Origin of the sequence: Streptomyces exfoliatus, from assembly GCF_000725545.1 — a bacterium.
GTDB lineage: Bacteria > Actinomycetota > Actinomycetes > Streptomycetales > Streptomycetaceae > Streptomyces > Streptomyces exfoliatus.
This window is the reverse complement of record NZ_JNZP01000029.1, coordinates 40,487-59,892: the sequence shown is the minus strand read 5'-3', so window position 1 is coordinate 59,892 and position 19,406 is coordinate 40,487. Positions and strand designations below refer to the sequence as shown.

Here is a 19,406-nt window from a genome sequence, read left to right as displayed (position 1 = left end):
ACCCGTGACGAGCAGTGAACTGTGGACCCGCGCGACCGCCGACCGCTACGACGCCGAGGAAGCCGAAGTGTCCTCGGCTGCCGTTCTCGGACCGACGCTCGATTTCCTCGCCGATCTCGCCGGAGAAGGCCGGGTGCTGGAGTTCGCCATCGGGACCGGACGGGTGGGAGTCCCGCTCCGGGAACGCGGCGTGCCGGTGGTGGGCATCGAGCTGTCCGAGCACATGGCAGCGGTGCTGCGGCGCAAGATCGACGAGGACGCCCTCCCGGTAGTCATCGGGGACATGGCCACCACCGTCGTTCCCGGCGGGTTCACCCTGGTCTACCTCGTCTACAACACCATCTCGAACCTGCTCACGCAGGACGAGCAGGTCGAGTGCTTCCGCAACGCCGCACGGCATCTGGAGCCGGGCGGCCGATTCGTCATCGAGCTGGGCGTGCCGCCGCTGCGGCTCCTGCCGCCCGGCCAGGTCGCGGTGCCGTTCGACGTCTCCCATCAGCATCTCGGCTTCGACACCTTCGACCTGGTCGAGCAGATGCTCGTCTCGCACCACTTCACCCGCGACGGCGACGACGGCCACTACCGCCGCGAGAACTCCCGGCACCGCTACGCCTGGCCGGCGGAACTCGACCTGATGGCGCGGATCGCCGGGCTCGAGCTGGAACGTCGCGTGGCGGACTGGGACGGGTCACCGTTCACCCAGGACTCCGCGAAGCACGTCTCCGTGTGGCGCAAGCCAACCTGAGGCCGGCCACCGGGCCCTGGACGTCGGCCGTGCCTCTCCTGAACTCCTCTCTGGAGTTCAGGAGTCGCCGGCGCCATGGGGCGATGACCCATGTCATGGCCGCCGCCTCACCAGCCTACGAGCCCTCTCCCACAGCGAAGACGGAGCCGGAACGGGTGGGGTGGGGTGGGGTGGAGCGGGACTTTGTCAGGGTGTTGATTCCGCAAGGCTGCTTGAGGCGTTTCATCGGTGCGGCAGGTGCTGGCCGGCCGGCATCGGTGTCAGTGTCGAGTGAGAGGATCCCAAGATGCCTCTTCCTCAGCCTGATGACCTGACATCGCTTGTCCTGCGTACCGACTTCGGTGACGACAGAGCCTGGGATGCGGTCCGCGCTGCAGTCGACGCGGCTGACGAGTACCCCCATGCCACGTATGTCAGCGAGCTTCGCTATGCCGGTGTGGAAGTCCAGACGTTGCTGGATGAAGAGACCGCTGCGGACGAGGACAGCCAGATCGGCGACGTGTTCCTGGCGGACGCGACCACGATGAACGACCCGGATCATCCGCTCCTGGCCGTGGACCTCTCGGACGAACCTGGGCGGACCTTCAGGGTCCCAGCCCGGTGGTTCCCTGGCATCTCGGCCAACCTCAGCATCGCCAACATGGACTTTGCGGAATTCGCCGACGCTGCCGACGGGTCAGGGACGTTCCACGGCTCGTGAACTCCCAGCGGACGCGCCCGTATTGACGTCATCTGACGAGCCGCCCGTCACGCATGGTGAGTATGCGGTTGCTGAGGTGCCGGACTGCGGTGATGTCGTGCGAGATGAAGAGGTAGCTGAGGCCGAGGCCGTCCTGGAGGTCCAGGAGGAGGTTGAGGATGCCCGCGCGCAGGGAGGCGTCCAGGGCCGATATCGGTTCGTCGAGGATGAGCAGTCGAGGCGTGTTCGCCAGCGCGCGGGCGATGCCCGCGCGCTGGCACTGCCCGCCGGACAGCTCGTGGGGGAATCGACTCCCGAGGGCTGGATTCAGGCCGGTCATGTCGAGGAGTTCGGCGACTCTCCGCGGGCCTGCGGAGTGGGACCAGCGGCCATGCAGGCGTAGTGGTTCGGCGATCTGGTCCCGGATACGGCGGCGGGGGCTGAGGGAGCCGTAGGGGTCCTGGAAGACGGGTTGCAATCGCTGTCGGACGGGGCGCAGTTGGCGTTCGTCGAGTGCGGTGAGGTCGACGTCGTCGAACCGGACCTCTCCGCTGTGGGGGCGGCGCAGTTGGAGGACGGCGGCGGCGGTGGAGGACTTTCCGCAGCCTGACGGGCCTACGAGCCCGACGGTCTCGCCGGCGTGGATGTCGAAGGAGACGCCGTCGACCGCGGTGGTGGTGCCATAGCGCACGACCAGGTCACGGACGCTGAGCAGTGGCTGCCCAGCGGGCCCCGCGTGCGGGGGAGCCAGGGGCTCCGCAGAGGGTGTCGGCTGCGCGGGGGAGTCCGCGACGATCAGCGGTGTGGCTGGGACCGGCGGGTTCATGGGGTCTCCAGAGCGGCGTTGTGGCAGGTGATGATTCGGTTGTCGAGGCTGCGGGGCTCGGGCTGCTGTGTGTGGCAGCGGTCGGTGGCCTGGGGGCAGCGAGGGGCGAACGCGCAGCCCGCTGTCGTTTCGCCGGGGGTGGGCGGCCTGCCGGGGAGGGTGGCCAGCCTGGTCCGGGGAGGGGTGTCGGCTGTGGGGAGCGAGGCGAGGAGCGCCGTGGTGTAGGGGGTCAGAGGGCGGTTGAGGACGTGGTCCGTCGGCCCGTATTCGGTGAGGGTTCCGGCGTACATCACTGCGATGTGGTCGGCGTGGCTGCGTGCGGCGTCGAGGGCGTGGGTGACCAGGAGCAGGGAGGCGCCCGTGGCTGTGCATCGTTCGCGCAGCAGGGTGAGGACCGTGTCCTGGGTGGCGGGGTCCAGCGAGGTGGTCGGTTCGTCGGCGATGAGGAGGTCGGGGGTGTTCACGGTCGCGAGCGCGATCACGGCTCGTTGGCGCATTCCGCCTGAGAGCTCGTGAGGGTGGGCGCGGGACGCGGTGGCGGTGATGCCGACCTCTGCCAGTGCCCGCTGTGCGCGACTGCGGGCGTCCTTGCGGGACAGGCCCTGGACCGAACGGAGGGCCAGCGCGATCTGTTCACCCACGGGGTGGACGGGGGAGAGGGCGGAGAGCGCGTCCTGGGGAACGAACGCGATGCGACGACCCCGGTCGGCCGGTGTCACGGCGGTGCCGCGCAGGAGCACGGTGCCGTCGGTGGTGGCCTCGCGGGGGAGCATGCCGAGCAGGGCGCGGGCGGTCAGGGACTTGCCGGCTCCCGACTCGCCGGTCAGGGCGAGGACTTCGCCGGTGTGGACGTCGAAGGAGACGCCGCGGACCACGTCGACGCCGCCGAGACGGACGCGCAGGCCGTGGACCGAGAGAAGAGGTTTCCCACCGACCGGGAGAAGAAGGTTCTGGCCGACCGGGTGGCGAGTCTTCGCGTCGCGCGTGGGGCAGGAAGGGGCGGGGATGCGGCTGTCAGCGGGCAAGGGAGAGGGACTTTCGCTGCGAGGTCGTCGTGCGGCGGCGTGTCGTCATGGCGGCGAGGGTGACGGCGAGTGCGGCGAGGAGGGCGAGCGCGGCCGCCGGCGCGAGGGCGGCTACGGGAGCGCGTTCCGCGTAGTCGGCGGACTCGTTGAGGAGGAGGCCCCACTCGGGTGTCGGCGGCTGGGCGCCGAGGCCGAGGAATCCGAGGGAGGCCAGGGCGAGGGCGGTTCCGGGCAGTCGCAGGACGGCGTGGCGGGCGACGGGTCCCGCGACCGCGGGCAGTACGTGGCGGCTGAGGATCCACAGAGGGCTTGCGCCCATGGCGCGTTGGGCCGTGAGGAAGGCGGAGGCCCGTACCTCCTGGGTGAGCGCGGCGGCATGGGAGGCGAGGGGCGGCCAGGCGGTGAGGGTGACGGCGAGGGCCGCGGCGCCGGTGCCGGGCCCGGTGACGGCGGCGACCATGATTCCCGCGACGACGGGGGGCAGGGCGTTGGTGACGTCGGCGAATCCGGTGGCGGTGTCGGGCAGGAAGCCGAGGAGGAGCCCGACAAGGCCCGCGAGGAGGCACACGGCGGCGGCGGTCCCGATCGTGGGAACCGCGCCGTGCCCGAGCCGGGCGAGTACGTCGCGGCCGAGCGCGTCGGTGCCGAGCGGGTGCGCGGCTGAGGGGGCGGCGAGCCGGGCCGTGGTGTGGATGGCATAGGGCTCGCGCAGCAGTCCCCAGCCGATGGTGGTGAGGAGCACGGCGCCGAGAGCGACGGGTACGGCCGTGGGGACGGGCGTGGGGCGGGCGGTGGGCAGGGTCAGGCTCGCGTCGCGCAGCGCGGGGCCGAGGAGACGGCGGCGTACGGCGGATCCGACGGCGCCCGCGAGGAGCCCGAGCGTGAGCAGGGCGAGGATGGCGCCTTGGAGCAGCGGCAGGTCCTGGGACTTGGCCGCTCCGAGCGCGGTACGGCCGAGTCCAGGGACCGCGAACACCGTCTCGACGGCGACGGCGCCGCCTGTGAGGCCGACGGCGACCATGGCGAACTGTGGGACGAGCGGGGGCAGCGCGCGCCGGAGGGCTGCCGTGGTGACGTACCGGCGGCTGGTCCCGGCGCCTTGCCAGAGTTCCACCCACCGTTCCTCGAGTACGGCGGGCAGCGCTTCGGCGACGAGCCGGCCGAGGAGCGCGCCGGCCGGGATCCCGAGGGCGAGGGCAGGGAGGACGAGGTGCGCGGGGCCGGTCCAGCCGGAGGTGGGGAGCCCGCCGAGCCACACCCCGACGGTGATCAGCAGGAGGAGGGCGAGCAGGAACTCGGGCAGGGCGGCGAGTACGGCGGCCGCTGTTCCGGTGCCCGCCCTGCCTCGCAGGGCTGCCGGTGCGGCCAGGGCGGCGCCGGTCAGGAGTGCCACCGCGGCGGCGGCGCCCATCAGGGTGAGTGACACCTGCAGGCCGGCGAGGACGGCGGGCAGGACCTCGGTGCCCGACACCCACGAGACGCCCAGGTCGCCGTGGAGCAGTCCGGCGGCCCACCGGCCGAGGAGGGCGACGGGGCCGCTGTCGAGTCCGAGGTCGGTGCGGATGGCGGCCAGCGCTTCGGGGGTGGGTTCCTGTTCGGCGGATCGCGCCCGCAGCAGGCTCAGGGCGGGATCCGTGCCGGACAGCCAAGGCAGCAGACCGGTGAGCGCGAGTACGGCGGTGAGCGCGGCGGCCCGCGCGGCGGTCGCCCTCACCTGGCGAAGGTGTCGAGCGTGATGAGTTCGCGTTCGCGGGGGTCGTGCGCCGCGCCGGTGACGTTCGCGGCGTCGCCCTGGATGACGCGTTCGTGGAGCAGGGGTATGGCGGCGTCGGTGGAGAGTACGGCGGCCTCGGCGTTCATGACGCCGCGGCGGCGGGCGTCGCCGGCCGGGGTCTGGGCGGCGGTGTTCAGGGCGCGGTCGACGGCGGGGTCGGCGAGCTGGGAGATGTTGAAGGAGCCGCCGGCGGCGAAGTCGCTGAAGAGGTAGGCGGCGGGATCCCCGGAGTCCAGGACCGTGGCGCGCGACAGGATGAAGGCGTCGAACTTGCCCGCCAGGGCGTCGGCTTCGATGTGGGCGTACTCGCGGACGTCGAGGGTGACCCGGAAGCCGGCGGCCTGCAGTTGCTGCTGCAGCACCTGGGCCACCTCCGGGAGTTCGGCCCGGTCGGTGAAGGTGCCGATGGTGATCCGGGCACCGCGGGGGTCGGTGGCCGCGGCGCGCTCGGGGGCGCCGCGCAGGGCGGCGGCCCAGGGCAGTGCGGGGCCCAGTAGCCCTCGGGCGACGTCGGCCCTGCCCTCGTAGACGCCTGTGACGATCTGTCGGGCGTCGACGGCCTCGCGGGCCGCGGCCCGCAGCCCCGCGTCCTTGAAGGGGCCGGAACGGGTGTTCAGGTAGAGGGTGTTGGTACGCGGCATGGGCACCTCGGTGATCAGTTTCCGGTTCATGAGGCCGGCCTGCGAGACCGGCACGGCCTCGACGATGTCGGCCTCGCCGCTGCGCAGGGCGGCGGCTCGCGCGGTGCCGTCGGGTACGAAGCGCACGTCGATGCCGGAGGCCTTGGCCTTGCCGCCCCAGTACCGGTCGTAGCGGTCGAGTCGCGCCGAGGCGACTCCGTTGACGGCGACGATCTCGAACGGGCCGGTGCCTGCGCCGACGGGGCTGACGGTCTTCCCGCGGTAGGCCTTGGCGGCCAGGATCGACAGCTGCGGTGAGCTGAGCCGGTGCGGCAGGAGGGGGTCGGGCCCGGCGGTGGTGACGGTGAGCGTGTGGGACCTGGTGGCCCGGGCGGTCAGGTCGACGCCGTCGAGGATGCGGGGCTTGGGGGAGGCGCCGGCGGCGGTGGTCAGCGACGTCACGGCGGAGTGTGCGGTGAGGGCCGTGCCGTCGTGGAAGGTCACGCCCTGCCGGAGGGTGAACGTCCATGTCCGCCCGTTCTGCCTCCACCCGGTGGCGAGCGCGGGCCGGGCGTCGCCGCCCTTGTCGAGCTTGACGAGCGTCTCGGCGGAGGACCAGCGCGACAGCTTGAAGGCGTCGTCCGACAGGGGTGAGAGCCCCGACCGCGGCGGCTGCATCATCGCCAGACGCACCCGCCCGCCGCCGTCCCCCTGGGCGGACGTCGCACCGCCGGAGAAACATCCGGTGATCAGGGTGGCGGCTGCTCCGGTGACGAGAAGGGAGAGCCGCCGGAGCCGTCGAAGGGGGCGGCGGCGCGGGTGGGGGTTTTCGGACATGGGCGGCATGGACAAGGAAGGCCTCGTGAGGGAAGGGAGGAAGGTTGACGAGGCAACGACCTTAGCATTATGACAATCATTTTCATTCAAGGGGTGTGTATGTCTGCTCCCGCTCTGGCGACGGCTGGTCAGCGGATGTGAATGGCGAGGATGCAGGTGTCGTCGGTGTGGGGATCGTCGGCGGCGTGGTGGGGCGGGGCGGTGGGTGTGGCGAGGAGGGCGTTGATGAGTTGTTCGGGTTCGTGGGTGGGAGAGGAGGTGATGGCGTCGGTGAGTCGGTTGATCCCTTGGGTGATGTCTTCGTCGCGGCGTTCCACCATGCCGTCGGTGTAGAGGACCAGAAGATCGTCCGGGCGGAGGGCGGTGGTGGTGGTCGTGTAGGTGTAGCCGGGGAGTGCGCCGAGCAGGGGGTCGGGTTGCGGTGTCTGGAGTGGTCGGGTCTGCCCCTGACGCAGAAGGAGGGGCGGGGGGTGCCCGGCGTTGGTCCACCGCAGGACTCTGTCGTGGTCGAGGTGGCCGGCGACGACGGTGGCGGTGTGTCCTGCCGGGTCGCTGCAGACCAGTTCGTTGAGCCATGTGGTGATCTCGCCGGCGGACGCACCGGTCTGTGCGAGGCCCGCGAGGGCGTGGCGCTGTTGTGCCATACGGGCGACGGCGTCGAGGCCGTGTCCGGAGGCGTCGCCGATGGCGATGAGTACGCGGCCATCAGGCAGGAGGCGGCATTTGTACCAGTCGCCGCCGACCGCGGCGTCGGGTTCGGCGGGGCGATAGGAGGCCGCGACGGTCAGTCCGACCGCGGCGAGCGCTTTGGAGTGGGTGGGCAGAAGCGCTTCGCGGAGGGCGTCCGCGACTTTTCGTTCGGTTTCGGTCCGGCGTCGCAGGAGGTCCGTCTCCCGTTCGGTCTCCGCCAGTCGGCGTCGGCTGCGGATCTGGGGGGTGAGGTCACGGGCGACGAGGTTGAGCGCCCATGCCCTGCCGTCTGTACCGGTGACCGGTCGCCCCAGGAGGTCGAGGGTCCGGAGCTCGCCGAGGATGACGAACCGGAGGCGTGTCCAGGCGGGTTCCTCGCCCGCGAGTACGGAGGTGAGGAACTCGGCGAGCGCTGTGAGGTCGTCGGGCAGCAGCGCGTCGCACAGTTGCTCCAGTGTCCATGGCATGCGGACATCGGCGTGGAAGATCCGGCACAGTCCTTCGGACCAGGTGATCTTCCCTGACAGCAGGTCCCAGTTTCCCCACCCCATCGATGCCAGGAACTGGGCGTCGATGGTGAGGAGTTCGGCCTGGCTCTGTACGGGCTGCCACGTGGCGAGTACCTGTCCGGCGCAGCGTGCCGCGGAGTACAGCAGCGGTACGCGGTGGATCCGGCCCAGGCGTTGTTCGGTGTAGTCCGCCACCCGCCGTTCCAAGGGCACGCCTGTGTCCATGACGTCCGCCAGTGCGGCCAGCAGCCCCGAGGACGTCGCGCCCGGCCGTGCTTCTATGAACCGCTGGCCGACCTGCTGGTGGGGGGCTTCCAGCCAGTGCGCGGACCGGACCCGGTTGCCGGCCACGATCTGGAAGTCCAGCAGGGTGCCGGCGTCGTCACGCACCGGCTCGAGCAGGACGGCCGAGGCGGGGATCGCGGCGAGCAGGGAGCACGATCCGCTCCCGCCGGGTTCGTGGCTGTGACACAGGCACGGCGGTGCTCCGTCGGTGCCCGAAGGCGGTGTGAGCACGGACAGTGACTGCATCGGTGAAGCCAGGTCCGTGCCGACCGGTCCTTCGAGGGGTTGCTCGGAACTGCGCCGTACCGCGGCGCGCAGTGCGGAGACCTCGCGGCCGATGGTGGCCTTGAGGGCATCGACACTGTCGGGCAGGGGGAAACTCATCATCCGCCTCCACGACCCACTCGGCGCGCCCCGCCCCGGCGCCACGCCGCTGCTCGGTTCCACGGACACTCGGCCGACCCCGGGACCGGTACGGATACCGGCCCAAGCCACCCTTGAGCGGCTGGCCCGCCCCCGGCCGCCAAGACGGCGGCTGCCCGTGCTCCGGTGTTTCATGCACAGCGGCCCAAGGCGGCCGACTCTCGGCGGGAGCAGTCGTCTGCGGCCCCTCGAAGGGGAGGGCACCCGAGCCCGACGAAAGCCGTAGGCGGTCCACTTGCCCGGTACTCTGCGGCGCGGTGTTCAGGGGAGGCGAGGGGATGTACGTGTCGAGGGTGGAAGGCGGGGCGCCCGCTTCTGTCCCGGGGTTCGGCTGGTACCTGCTCGCTCCCGCCCTTGCCGCCTTCGGCGCATACGGCGGCACAGTGTGGACCGTTCGGTCGTGGGCGAATTGTCCCCTGGGGAACGATGCCGGCAACAACGTAGGGCTGCTGATGACGCTGCCTGTCGTGTGGCTCTGCATGACTCTGTTGCCGCTTCCGTTCCAATTCGCACTTCGGCGGTGGCCCCTTCGGGGTGGACGGGCAGTCATGTGGCTCGCACCGCTCGCGGCCGTCGTCGCACTGGCGTTGCTGTACCGGTTGGGGATGGACTGGCCGTACCACCCACCCGGAGGCCAGTGCGCGGAGGGCTATCCGCTCTTCCCGTTCACAGGAAAGACGGGCCCGCACTCCACCGAGTAGCCGCTGCAGGGCCGAAAATGCGCGGAGCTGGATCGCGACGGACGCCGCGGTGACGGTGCCGATCAGTCGAAGACGTAGAGAGAGACGCAGACGTGGACGCGTGCGTCGTGCGGGTGGGGCGACCCGTCCGCCGGCCTCCCGGACCGGCTGGCTGGTCAGACCGGGCTGATATCGCTCGGCGCGGGCACGGCGCAGGGGCGGAGGACCATGAGCGAGTCCTCCAGGGCCGCGATCATGGCGAAGGGGAACCGGTCGACTTCAAGGCACAGCGCGACGTCATCGGGGTGGACTCCTCGGCGTACTCCCTCCGTCAACTCGGCGGCGGCCCGTGACCGGGCGGCGCGGTGAAGGTACTCGGCGGCGTCCGTCCCGGACTCGGTGGCTCTCCGGGCGATGTACTGAGCGCACGCCAGGTCTTCATCGGCCTGCCCGTCCTCGCCGGTGACGACGAACGTCACGCTGTCGCACGCGCGTGTCCGCAGGATCTGGGCCGTCGCCTCCGCCACCACGAAGCCGGCGCACAGCACCAGCGAGGCGTCCTTGACCGCGAGGGCGCCGACCGTACCGGCGGTGGTCTTCTGTACGACGGTCCGGCCGCCGAGGTCGATCGACCGCAGCATGCCCGGCGAGTTGACCATGTCGAACCCGGGTACCGCCGGACCGTCTTTGAGCGCTGCCCAATCCGGATGGACGGCCTTGAGGGCGAGGGCTTCGTCCAGCGACTCGGCGAGAACGATCTTTTCCGCTCCCTGGCCGAAGGCCCAGGCGGCCACGGTGAACGCACGCATGACGTCGATGACGACAGCCACGGACGGGGTTTCGGTCAGCTGGGCGGTGCCAAGGAAACGAGTATCCATTGCGATCATGATCGCGCAGGTTCGACCCGAAGCACCCGGAGAGTGGTCCACGTCACAGAGGCTCCTCCGGGGGCGCCCGCTCGGCCACCGCACGGGAATCTGGTCAGACAGGGCCCCACGGACACGCGCACGTTCTCCGTCAGGGAGGCTCCCCGAAGTCGACATCGCCGGTGGCGAAGAGGAGCGCCGAGGTGGCCCGGCGGCAAACGCACCGAAGCGCGGCGTCACCTCGGGGCGAACCGTGGTGAATTCGGCAAGGCACCGTCACCAAACCGTGAAGCGCACGCGCGAACCTGTAGCCCAGAGAGCGCAGTTCGTTCCTTGCCACCGGGGGAGATCACCATGAGTACCGTTCACAGAGCCCTCGCCCTCGTCGCCATGTCGACGCTGGCGCTCACCGCCTGCGGGCCCTCGGACGACAGCGCCGGGGGCGGAGGCGACGTGCCGACCGCGACGCCCACCACCTCCACCTCCCCTTCCCCCTCCGCGCCGGCCAAGCCGCCGAAGCCCACCCCGCCCGCCAAGCCGACGACGACGGCGCCGTCGACCGACCCGGACTACGACGTCTTTCCCTGCAGCACCTACGACGTGACGTTCGCCGTGAGCCTGGCCGAGCCCACGACGAGCAGCTACCTGCTGAAGATCACCAACAAGTCGGGCAAACCGTGCCGGGTACTCGGGCACCCGGTCGTGACCTTCGGCGACCTGGACGGACAGGCGACGCAGCGCGGCACGGCCCCCGGCATCGAAGAGGCCATCCGGCTGGCGCCGGGCCAGTCCGCCTACGCGGGACTCATGGGCGGTCTCAAGGACACCAAGAGCAGGACGGTCTCCTCGATCGCGATGACCATGAACACGGAGTCCGACCTCAAGCAGATCCCGCTCAAGGCCGCGACACCCCACCTGAACGTCTCCGACGCCAACTCCGTCACCGCATGGATGAACGACGCCGAGGACGCGCTGAGCCTGTAGCGAGGCCCCGCTCCTCTGGATGAGGAGGTGGGCCAGGCGGCGGTGGTCGGGCGTGTGGCCTGGTTCATTGCCCAGGGGGCTTCGGGGGAGAGGCCGGCGGTGTCATGCCGGCGAGGAGGGCGCAGAGGGCGGCGGTCGCTGCGAGGCCCGCCGCGCCTGGGCCGACGAAGCCGGGTACGTCGTCGGTCGCGTAGTTCTCGCCGCTGCGCCGCAGACAGATGTACCGGGGTGGCACGTACTCGATCCGGTGACCCACGACATCCGCTGCCGCCTCCGGGGCGCTCGCCGTCCGGCAGGGCCGGGTGGGGAAGGCGTCGGTGCCGCTGTCGTCCGTGTCGAGCATCGCCACGCCGAGGTTCAGAAGGCCCCACACGTACACGGCCGCGGCAGCCGCGCCCGCCAGCGCGGCCGCGCACCTCAGCCGGGTCTGCCGGTCGGCCCGGCGTACCCCGATCTGGCCGAGTCTGCCGAAACCGTAGCCGGCGAGCCCGAAGCATACGAGGGCCGCGACGACGAGGAGGGCGAGGATCGTCATCCGCCGACCTCATCAGCAGGCGACCTCAAGGGCTATGGCGGAGGCCACAGTTCCGGTACGCGGTGGGCGGCGGCGCAGCGCATCGCCGCCTTTCCGCCTGACTGGCCCTGGGGCTTCGGGTTCAGCTCGCTCGCCGGCACATGCCGGGTGCCGTCCCGTGTGTGCGTTCGAACGCGTTGGCGAAGGCGAACTCCGACGTGTGGCCCACCTGGGCGGCGATGGACCTCAGTGGTGCGTCCGACGTGCGCAGCAGGCGCGCTGCCGTGGTCATCCGCCACCAGGTCAGGCAACCGAGGGGCGGTTGGCCGGTCAGCATCGCGAAGCGCCTGGCGAACGGTGCCCGGGAGCTCACCGACCCGGGAGCGTCCAGGCTGGTCGCAGCCTTCCGTCGAAGCCGCCCCGGCATGGACATCAGCATCCGCGACACCGCGTACGGCTCCGGTGGGTGTGGTCCCGTTGATCCGATCGTTCGTCAGGGCCGCGACAGCCGCGTACAAGCCGTGAACATTCCCTCCGGAAACGTGCACAACGCGCCCCGCCCTGAACCGACTTCGAGGCCAAGGCTTCTTGCGGCCGTGAAAGTTACCGGTAACATTCCCCGTGCTTCGAGTGATCCTTCGTGCCCGACCGGGCCGCTTAGTCGGCTCCGGCGACCCACTGCGAGGAGTTCATGCTGTGCCGCAGAAGGGGCAGTACCCCGGCACCGGGAAGCCCTCCAGGCGCGCCGCGCGGGCGCCCTGGGCATCTCAGCCTCCCTGGCGGCGGAGTGGCCGCGGGATCAGCGCTCGGCAAGGTCATCGAAGGGCGGGCATCCGGGCGGTCCCCCTGCTCCTTGCCGCCGCCTCGCTCTTGTGCCTTGCCGCCACTCGCCGGCTGATCAGCGCCCGCGCCCCCCGTACGTCAACCGCCCCCGCTCCCCGTACGTCAACCGCCCCCGCCTCAGAAGGACTCGCCAGACGATGAGCGCGCTCACCACCACCGCCGACGGCTTCGCGCTGCGCGGCGAACCCTTCCGGATCATCTCCGGCGCCCTCCACTACTTCCGTGTTCATCCGGGCCATTGGGCGGACCGGCTCCGCAAGGCCCGGCTGATGGGGCTGAACACGGTGGAGACCTACGTCCCCTGGAACCTCCACCAGCCGGCCCCCGGCACCCTCGACCTCGACGGACTCCTGGACCTCCCGCGACACCTGCGCCTCGCCCAGGAGGAGGGGTTGCACGTCCTGCTTCGGCCCGGACCGTACATCTGCGCGGAATGGGACGGCGGCGGGCTGCCCGCCTGGCTCACCTCGGACCGCGACATCAGGCTGCGCAGCAGCGACCCCCGCTTCACCGACGCGGTCGACGGCTACTTCGATCTGCTCCTCCCCGCGCTCGCGCCCTTCATGGCAGCGGCGGGCGGGCCCGTCATCGCGGTGCAGGTGGAGAACGAGTACGGGGCGTACGGCGAGGACGCCGACTACCTGAAGCACCTGGAGCAGGCACTCCGTCGACGAGGCGTCGAGGAACTCCTCTTCACCTGCGATCAGGCCGACCCCGCCCACCTGGAGGCCGGAAGCATCCCCGGTGTGCTCGCCACCGGCACGTTCGGCGGAAAGATCGACCAGTCCCTGGAGCGGCTGCGCGCCCACCAGAAACGGGGACCGCTGATGTGCACCGAGTTCTGGATCGGGTGGTTCGACCACTGGGGCGAACCGCACCATGTGCGCAGCGCGGACGACGCCGCCGCCTCCCTGGAGACCCTGCTCGCGTCGGGCGCCTCCGTGAACATCTACATGTTCCACGGCGGCACCAACTTCGCCTTCACCAACGGCGCCAACCACGACCACGCCTACACCCCCGTCGTCACCTCCTACGACTACGACGCACCGTTGGCCGAGTCGGGCGACCCCAGCCCCAAGTACCACGCCTTCCGCGAGGTCATCGCCCGCCACGCGCCCGTGCCCGACGAGCCGGTTCCCGCTCCGTCACCGAAACTGCCCCCCACCACGGTGACCCTGGACCGCCGCACACCGCTCCTGGACCGGGCCGGCGATCTCGGCGCCCCCGTGCACTCCCGTGAACCGCTGACCATGGAAGCGATGGGGCTGCGCGCCGGATTCGTGCTCTACCGCACCACCCTGCCCGCCGCGGGGGACGGGGTCCTGCACTTCACCCACGGCGTCGGCGACCGCGCCCAGGTCTTCGTGGACGGCGCCCCCGCCGGCGTCCTCGAACACGAACACCACCAGGAGAGCCTGACCGTGCGGGTGCCGCGCGCCGGCGCCCGACTCGACGTCCTGGTGGAGAACATGGGCGGGGTCAACTACGGACCCCGCATCGGCGACGACAAGGGCCTCCTGGGCCCGGTGTCCTTCGACGGCGCCGTACTGCGGGAGTGGGTCGCCTACCCGCTGGCGTTGAACGACCTCGCCCCCCTCACCGACGCCACACACGGCGCCCCACACGACGCCACGCGAGCCGGGCCGGCCTTCCACCACGGCACCTTCCACGTCGGCACACCCGCCGACACCTTCCTCGCCCTGCCGGGCTGGACGAAGGGGCAGGCGTGGATCAACGGCTTCAACCTCGGCCGGTACTGGAACCGCGGCCCACAGCGCACCCTCTACGTGCCCGCGCCCGCTCTGCGCACAGGGACCAATGAGCTGGTGCTCCTCGAACTCGACGCCACGGTCGCCTCACGAGCCCTTCTGACCGATACACCCGACCTCGGAGTGGCGAAGATCTGATGCGGAACCACCTGCGGCTGCCGCCGCCCGCCGCCCCTCCGCTCTCGGGACACCTGCCGTTCGGCGACGCGCCCGAAGCCACCGACCCCATCGAGGTGACCAGCCGCTACCTCACCAGGGGCGGCCGCCCCTGGTTCCCCGTCTCCGGCGAATTCCATTTCAGCCGCTACCCCGCGGCGCGCTGGGAGGAGGAACTCCTGAAGATGAAGGCGGGCGGCATCACCGTCGTCGCCGCGTACGTGATCTGGATCCACCACGAGGAGCACGAGGGCCGCATCCGGTTCGACGGCGACCGCGACCTGCGGCACTTCGCCGAACTGTGCGCCCGCCACGGTCTCGACTTCGTTCCCCGGATCGGACCCTGGTGCCACGCCGAGGTCCGCAACGGCGGCCTGCCCGACTGGGTACTCGGCCTCGACTGCGTACCGCGTACCGACGACCCGGCCTACCTGGCACCCGTACAGCGATGGTTCACGGCCGTCGGCGAACAGCTGCGAGGACTCGACCGGGCCGACGGCGGTCCCGTCGTCGCCATCCAGATCGAGAACGAACTCTACGACCAGCCCGCCCACCTGCTCACCCTCAAACGACTCGCCCAGCGCAGCGGCCTCAGCGCCCCGCTGTGGACGGCCACCGCCTGGGGCGGCGTCGAGCTGCCGCCCGACGAACTGCTGCCGCTGTACGGCGGCTACCCCGAGACCTTCTGGACCGAGGCCCACGGCGGCTGGCCCGACACCTGCCGAACCCACTTCTTCTTCACCCATCAGCGCGACGACGAGGGCATCGGCGCCGACCTGCGGCCCACGACCGTACGGGGCGGGGAAGGCGCGCCTACCGACCGGTTCCCGTGGGCGACCTGTGAACTCGGCGGCGGCATGGCCCACTCCTACCACCGGCGGCCACGGGTCGACGCCGCCGACGTCGCCGCTCTGGGACTCGTCAAGATCGGCTGCGGATCGACGTGGCAGGGCTACTACATGTTCCACGGCGGTACGAACCCGAAGGGCGATCTCAGCACCCTTCAGGAGTCGCACACCACCGGCTACCCCAACGATCTGCCCGTACTCACGTACGACTTCCAGGCCCCACTGGGCGAGTACGGCCAGTACCGGCCCTCGTACCACGAGCTGCGCCTCCAGCACCTGCTGCTCGCCGACTCCGGGCACCGCATCGCACCCATGACCTCCGTCCTGCCCCAGGAGCGGCCCAGCGGACGGGCAGATCGTTCCACCCTGCGCTGGGCGGTGCGCTGCGATGCCTCCTCGGGGTTCCTGTTCGTCAACAACCACCAGCCGCACGAGCCGCTGCCCTCCCATCCCGACACGACCTTCGACATCGTCTGGCCCGACGGCACCGAGGTCACGCTGCCCAGCACACCCGTCACGATCCCCTCGGGCGCCTCCTTCTGCTGGCCCCTGCGCATGCCGGTGGCAGGGGCTCTGCTGGAGTGGGCGACCGCCCGGCCGGTGTGCCGGGTCGACCACGAGGGGCAGACCGTCCTCGTCCTCGCCGCCGTCGACGGCATCCGCCCCGAACTCGCCCTGGACGCCTCCTCGGTCTCCTCGGTGAGGGCTCCGAGCGGCGCCGTCACGCATGTCGACGGGAGCATCCTGATCACCGGCCTGACACCGGGAACCGACGCCCTCGTGGAGATCGGCACTCCTGACGGCGGACGCGTCGGCCTGCTCGTACTGGACGGGACCACGGCTCCGAGCGTCTACCGGGGCCGTGCGTGGGGCGCCGAACGCCTGGTGCTGTGTCATGACGGGGTCGTCTTCGACCGCGACGAGGTACGCGTCCACAGCGCGGCCGCCGAACCGTCCTTCGCGGTCTTCCCGCCCCCGCGGCAGCGGCTGAGCGTTCCCGGCGCGCAGGTGCACACGGAACCCGACGGGATCTTCACCCGCTACCGGCTGCTGTCGGCACAGCCGCCGACGCAGGCCCCCGCACGCCTCCCCGTCCGGCGCACCCGGCCGGCCGGACCCGCACCCGTGCCCACGGCCAACTCCCTGGGCCGGGCGAGCGCTCCGGACGACACGTACTACGAGACCGTGGCGGCCGAGTACCGCATCGACGTACCGGACACGCTCCTCGACCGGCCCGACGGAGTACTCCTGAGCATCTACTGGACCGGTGACGTGGCGCGTGCCTACACCGGCGAGACGCTCGTGGCCGACCAGTTCCAGTCCGGGGCGCCCTGGGAGATCGGCCTGGACCGGCTGGACGCGGGCGCGGTGCGGACCCAGGGGATCACGCTGCGGCTCCTTCCTCTGCACCCCGGACAGCAGGGGGTGCACCTTCCGTCGGGAACGGCGCCGCACCGGAAAGCCCACGTCGGCGGTGTCACGTGGACCGCACAGCGAGCCTGGCGGGTCCGCCTGGGCTGAGGCCCGCCGTTCGGGTCTCGTCGGCCTGATACACCTGGCAACACCTGGCACAGGTGGCTGGCCAGGGCCGCGGCCGACGCCACGGCCGTCCGGCATATCCTTGAACCGGCCGGACGGCCGACGACCGAGATCGATCCGGTGCTCCCGAGGAGACCACGATGTCCGCAGCCGCCAGCGGCAGACCGGCCACCGGCAGACCGGCCGCCGGCGGGCGCAGCCGCCGCAGCTTCGCCGGCACCAAGCCCGTGATGGATGACGTCGCCCGGCTGGCGGGGGTCTCGAAGCAGACCGTCTCCCGCGTTCTCAACGAGCACCCCTCCGTACGTCCCGACACGCGAGCGAGAGTTCTGGCGGCGATGAACGAGCTGGGCTACCGGCCCAGTTCGAGCGCCCGTTCCCTGGCGAGCGGCCGTACCCGGGTCCTCGGCGTGATCTCGTTCGACGCGTCCCGACACGGCCCCGCCTCCATCCTCACCGCGATCAACCACGCGGCCCGCGAGGCCGGGTACCTGATCAGCTCGATCGCTCTGTCCCAGTCCGAAGCGAGCGCCGTCGCGCAGGCCGTGGGCCGGCTGGCCGCGGAGGGAGCGGACGGCGTCATCGCCATCGCTCCGCAGCAGGACACGGACAAGGCACTGGCCGACATCGCTCCCGGCATCCCCCTGGTCATTCTGGAGAGCCACCTCGGGCCGGACGTCCCCGTGGTCACCTCGGACTCGGCCGCGGGCGCCGGCCTCGCCGTCGAGCACCTGCTCTCGCTCGGACACCGCACCGTCCACCACATCGCGGGGCCCCGTGGCTGGCTCGCAGCCGAACAGCGCGTACGGGGCTGGCGCCGGGCCCTGGAGGCGGCGGGCGCGTTCGTGCCCGAGCCCCTGATCGGGGACTGGAGTGCGAGCTCCGGCTACACCCTGGGCCGGCGACTGGCCTCCCGGCCGGACGCCACCGCCGTCTTCGCCTCCAACGACCACATGGCGCTGGGCGTTCTGCGAGCCCTGCACGAGGCGGGCCGGCGGGTGCCCGACGACGTCAGCGTCATCGGCTACGACGACATCCCCGAGGCCCCCTACCTGCTGCCGCCTCTGACCACCGTCCACAACGACTTCGCGGAGACGGGCCGCCGCGCGGTCGACCTGCTGGTACAGCGGCTCGCGGGGAGCGGGGAGCGCGGTGTCCGGTCGGTCGTCCCTGTCGAACTGATCGTGCGGGGCAGTACGGGGCCGGCGCCCGGGCGAGCCGACGGCTGAGGATTCTGTCGCAGGGATCTGATCACCGGCGGCGGTGAACCGCGACCTGTCCATCCGGCCCGCGGACGATCCATCGAACGCGCCTGCACGGGAGTTCCGGCTGAGTGTCGGTCCCCGGAGTCCGGCAGCCGCCTGCCCGGCGCCGCAGGCCGTTCATCCGCGTGAACGGGCGGACGCCTGGGCGACGGCCCGACGACCGCAGTCCCACTGGTTGGCGGCCGCACCGTGGTGGCGTCCCCAGCCGCCGATTTCCAGGGACTTACCACTGTCGACGTTCACGTAGTAGCACGCGCCGGGGTCGCCTGCCTGGGAGTAGCGGTGCCACTTCTGGTTGTCGCCACCGGTGCAGGGCCCCTGGCGGACGGCTGCGCCGTTCGCCCTGCTCCAGTCCGCCACCTCAAGACAGTGGCCGGAGTGCTCCGCGCGGATCTCGACGGTGGCCCGGTAATACAGGGACGGCGCGGCCTGGGCCGGAGCGGCCGAAAGGCCGAAGGCGAGACCAACGAGGGCCGGCCATGCCGTGTGCGGCGACGCCTGGGATCGGCCTGCTGAGCGCTGCGCGCGTCACGTGAAGGAGCCCCCGCCGGACGCACCGGGCGGGGGCAAGCCCAGTCAGCCCTTGAGGTCGATCGTGAAGCGCCTCGTGCCCGTAGCGATCGTGTCGGCGTGCACCGAGCCACGAGCCCGGTCGTACTTCCCGGTGCCGCCGGTGATCGCGTTGTCGAACGAAGGGGGAGGACCCGGGACCAGATGGCCGAAGACCATGCCCTGCACGGAGATCTGACCGTCCGGGAGGGTGTAGGTCACGATGCACACCTCCGCTCCGCCGTCGGCGACGCGGGTCGTGGTGCAGGTGCCGGCGGTCTCGCCGACCTGCTTGCCGGCCTCGTCGAAGAGGGTCGAGCGGACGACGGTCCGATCGCCCTGGGCGGGGGCACCGCCGGGGTTGACGGGGAAGCGGGACTGCTCCGCGAGTCGGCCGATGAGCGTGATGACCCGGTCCTTGCCCGTGGCGTGGGCGGAATCAATGCCCGTGGCGGAGGCGACCGCGACAGGGGCGCAGGCGAGAAGGGTGACGAGCGCAGTGGTCGTGCCGAGACAGGCTGCTCTGATGGGGGGCATCGTGTGGCTCCTGAGGTTGACGCTCATGGATGGTCCGGTGACGCATTCATAACCTCAGCTGCGCCACACCTGGCACGACAACCGCAAGATCCGACCAATCGGACGAGGAGCCGCGCAGCTGCAGACGGACGTTGCAGGACGGAGTGACAGCCGGTCCATCCCCGGCGAGCCGTCGGCAGCGGCCAACCGCCGGCGCCGCGGCAGCCAAGACGGCCGACCCACAGGATTCGACAAGACGATCTATCGCCGCCGCAACGAAATCGAGCGACCATCAACCGGCTCAAGAACTCCCGAGCCATCGCCACGCGCTTCGGCAAGCGGGCGTACGTCTTCTGCGGGACGGCAACCGTGGCGGCGGTCCCTCTATGGCTCCATCCGGAGCGAAGGCCGCTCAGAGGCCTGTGGAATCCGGGTAGTGGTGGCGAAGTTCGCTGAGCGCAGCG

At 71.2% G+C, this 19,406-nt stretch carries 16 protein-coding genes and 2 pseudogenes; 8 read left to right on the top strand and 10 right to left on the bottom strand.

What is annotated here, in order from left to right; genetic code table 11:
• Positions 1-4 precede the first annotated feature (4 nt).
• Both IO20_RS0128515 and IO20_RS0128510 read left to right on the top strand, forming a co-directional pair.
• Complete coding sequence (locus IO20_RS0128515) at positions 5-745, top strand: class I SAM-dependent DNA methyltransferase (protein WP_030554990.1); 741 nt, start codon at positions 5-7, stop codon at positions 743-745.
• A gap of 286 nt (positions 746-1,031) precedes the next feature.
• Positions 1,032-1,445, top strand: a complete 414-nt coding sequence (locus IO20_RS0128510; RefSeq protein WP_051874737.1) for a DUF6924 domain-containing protein — start codon at positions 1,032-1,034, stop codon at positions 1,443-1,445.
• Between the two features lie 28 nt (positions 1,446-1,473).
• On the opposite strand, the gene IO20_RS0128505 is transcribed toward IO20_RS0128510, so the two are convergent.
• From IO20_RS0128505 to IO20_RS0128485, 5 genes are all read right to left on the bottom strand, one after another.
• Entirely contained in the window at positions 1,474-2,250 is a 777-nt protein-coding gene (locus IO20_RS0128505; RefSeq protein WP_078946199.1) for an ABC transporter ATP-binding protein, read from the bottom strand.
• Positions 2,247-3,275, bottom strand: coding sequence for an ABC transporter ATP-binding protein (locus IO20_RS0128500; protein ID WP_245685079.1), 1,029 nt, complete (start codon positions 3,273-3,275; stop codon positions 2,247-2,249). The genes IO20_RS0128505 and IO20_RS0128500 overlap by 4 nt, the downstream gene beginning before the upstream one ends.
• A complete protein-coding gene (locus tag IO20_RS0128495) occupies positions 3,265-4,989 on the bottom strand; it encodes an ABC transporter permease subunit (RefSeq protein WP_037636447.1) in 1,725 nt (574 codons plus the stop codon). The genes IO20_RS0128500 and IO20_RS0128495 overlap by 11 nt, the downstream gene beginning before the upstream one ends.
• Positions 4,986-6,506: an ABC transporter substrate-binding protein gene (locus tag IO20_RS0128490; protein ID WP_030554981.1), complete on the bottom strand. Its 1,521-nt coding sequence runs from the start codon at positions 6,504-6,506 to the stop codon at positions 4,986-4,988. The genes IO20_RS0128495 and IO20_RS0128490 overlap by 4 nt, the downstream gene beginning before the upstream one ends.
• A gap of 128 nt (positions 6,507-6,634) precedes the next feature.
• Positions 6,635-8,377 carry a PP2C family protein-serine/threonine phosphatase gene (locus tag IO20_RS0128485; RefSeq protein ID WP_245685078.1) on the bottom strand — a complete coding sequence of 581 codons (1,743 nt, stop codon included), beginning with the start codon at positions 8,375-8,377 and terminating at the stop codon, positions 6,635-6,637.
• Between the two features lie 584 nt (positions 8,378-8,961).
• On the opposite strand from IO20_RS0128485, the gene IO20_RS40415 reads away from it, so the two are divergent.
• On the top strand, positions 8,962-9,114 hold the full coding sequence (locus IO20_RS40415) for a hypothetical protein (RefSeq protein ID WP_157850815.1): 153 nt from the start codon (positions 8,962-8,964) through the stop codon (positions 9,112-9,114).
• A 155-nt stretch (positions 9,115-9,269) separates the two neighbouring features.
• Here the strand turns inward: IO20_RS40415 and IO20_RS0128475 are convergent, their stop codons facing one another.
• Positions 9,270-9,971, bottom strand: a complete 702-nt coding sequence (locus IO20_RS0128475; RefSeq protein WP_342668798.1) for a 2-phosphosulfolactate phosphatase — start codon at positions 9,969-9,971, stop codon at positions 9,270-9,272.
• A 342-nt stretch (positions 9,972-10,313) separates the two neighbouring features.
• On the opposite strand from IO20_RS0128475, the gene IO20_RS0128470 reads away from it, so the two are divergent.
• Positions 10,314-10,943 (top strand): DUF4232 domain-containing protein, encoded by a 630-nt coding sequence (locus tag IO20_RS0128470; protein ID WP_030554973.1) that lies wholly within the window; start codon positions 10,314-10,316, stop codon positions 10,941-10,943.
• 64 nt (positions 10,944-11,007) lie between these two features.
• Here the strand turns inward: IO20_RS0128470 and IO20_RS0128465 are convergent, their stop codons facing one another.
• Together IO20_RS0128465 and IO20_RS0128460 are read right to left on the bottom strand one after the other, a co-directional pair.
• Positions 11,008-11,478 (bottom strand): hypothetical protein, encoded by a 471-nt coding sequence (locus tag IO20_RS0128465; RefSeq protein WP_051874736.1) that lies wholly within the window; start codon positions 11,476-11,478, stop codon positions 11,008-11,010.
• A gap of 121 nt (positions 11,479-11,599) precedes the next feature.
• Positions 11,600-11,824: pseudogene (locus IO20_RS0128460) on the bottom strand (helix-turn-helix domain-containing protein); the annotation flags it as partial.
• Between the two features lie 613 nt (positions 11,825-12,437).
• On the opposite strand from IO20_RS0128460, the gene IO20_RS0128455 reads away from it, so the two are divergent.
• From IO20_RS0128455 to IO20_RS0128445, 3 genes are all read left to right on the top strand, one after another.
• Positions 12,438-14,207 (top strand): glycoside hydrolase family 35 protein, encoded by a 1,770-nt coding sequence (locus tag IO20_RS0128455; RefSeq protein WP_030554966.1) that lies wholly within the window; start codon positions 12,438-12,440, stop codon positions 14,205-14,207.
• A complete protein-coding gene (locus IO20_RS0128450) occupies positions 14,207-16,594 on the top strand; it encodes a beta-galactosidase (protein ID WP_078946198.1) in 2,388 nt (795 codons plus the stop codon). The genes IO20_RS0128455 and IO20_RS0128450 overlap by 1 nt, the downstream gene beginning before the upstream one ends.
• Before the next feature lie 158 nt (positions 16,595-16,752).
• Entirely contained in the window at positions 16,753-17,841 is a 1,089-nt protein-coding gene (locus tag IO20_RS0128445) for a LacI family DNA-binding transcriptional regulator (protein WP_030554962.1), read from the top strand.
• A gap of 153 nt (positions 17,842-17,994) precedes the next feature.
• Here IO20_RS0128445 and IO20_RS38990 read toward each other — a convergent pair whose 3' ends face one another.
• Both IO20_RS38990 and IO20_RS0128440 read right to left on the bottom strand, forming a co-directional pair.
• Complete coding sequence (locus tag IO20_RS38990) at positions 17,995-18,270, bottom strand: RICIN domain-containing protein (protein ID WP_281181686.1); 276 nt, start codon at positions 18,268-18,270, stop codon at positions 17,995-17,997.
• A gap of 183 nt (positions 18,271-18,453) precedes the next feature.
• Positions 18,454-18,963: an allene oxide cyclase barrel-like domain-containing protein gene (locus IO20_RS0128440; protein ID WP_245685076.1), complete on the bottom strand. Its 510-nt coding sequence runs from the start codon at positions 18,961-18,963 to the stop codon at positions 18,454-18,456.
• 178 nt (positions 18,964-19,141) lie between these two features.
• Between IO20_RS0128440 and IO20_RS41045 the strand changes: the two are divergent.
• Positions 19,142-19,398: pseudogene (locus IO20_RS41045) on the top strand (hypothetical protein); the annotation flags it as partial.
• Positions 19,399-19,406 lie beyond the last annotated feature (8 nt).

Bases quoted from the DNA above. Each gene is read 5' to 3' on its own strand.
- IO20_RS0128510 (WP_051874737.1), top strand. From the start codon at position 1,032: ATGCCTCTTCCTCAGCCTGATGACCTGACATCGCTTGTCCTGCGTACC.
- IO20_RS0128505 (WP_078946199.1), bottom strand. From the start codon at position 2,250: ATGAACCCGCCGGTCCCAGCCACACCGCTGATCGTCGCGGACTCCCCC.
- IO20_RS0128490 (WP_030554981.1), bottom strand. From the start codon at position 6,506: ATGTCCGAAAACCCCCACCCGCGCCGCCGCCCCCTTCGACGGCTCCGG.
- IO20_RS0128485 (WP_245685078.1), bottom strand. From the start codon at position 8,377: ATGATGAGTTTCCCCCTGCCCGACAGTGTCGATGCCCTCAAGGCCACC.
- IO20_RS40415 (WP_157850815.1), top strand. From the start codon at position 8,962: ATGTGGCTCGCACCGCTCGCGGCCGTCGTCGCACTGGCGTTGCTGTAC.
- IO20_RS0128475 (WP_342668798.1), bottom strand. From the start codon at position 9,971: ATGGATACTCGTTTCCTTGGCACCGCCCAGCTGACCGAAACCCCGTCC.
- IO20_RS0128470 (WP_030554973.1), top strand. From the start codon at position 10,314: ATGAGTACCGTTCACAGAGCCCTCGCCCTCGTCGCCATGTCGACGCTG.
- IO20_RS0128465 (WP_051874736.1), bottom strand. From the start codon at position 11,478: ATGACGATCCTCGCCCTCCTCGTCGTCGCGGCCCTCGTATGCTTCGGG.
- IO20_RS0128455 (WP_030554966.1), top strand. From the start codon at position 12,438: ATGAGCGCGCTCACCACCACCGCCGACGGCTTCGCGCTGCGCGGCGAA.
- IO20_RS0128450 (WP_078946198.1), top strand. From the start codon at position 14,207: ATGCGGAACCACCTGCGGCTGCCGCCGCCCGCCGCCCCTCCGCTCTCG.
- IO20_RS0128445 (WP_030554962.1), top strand. From the start codon at position 16,753: ATGTCCGCAGCCGCCAGCGGCAGACCGGCCACCGGCAGACCGGCCGCC.
- IO20_RS0128440 (WP_245685076.1), bottom strand. From the start codon at position 18,963: ATGCCCCCCATCAGAGCAGCCTGTCTCGGCACGACCACTGCGCTCGTC.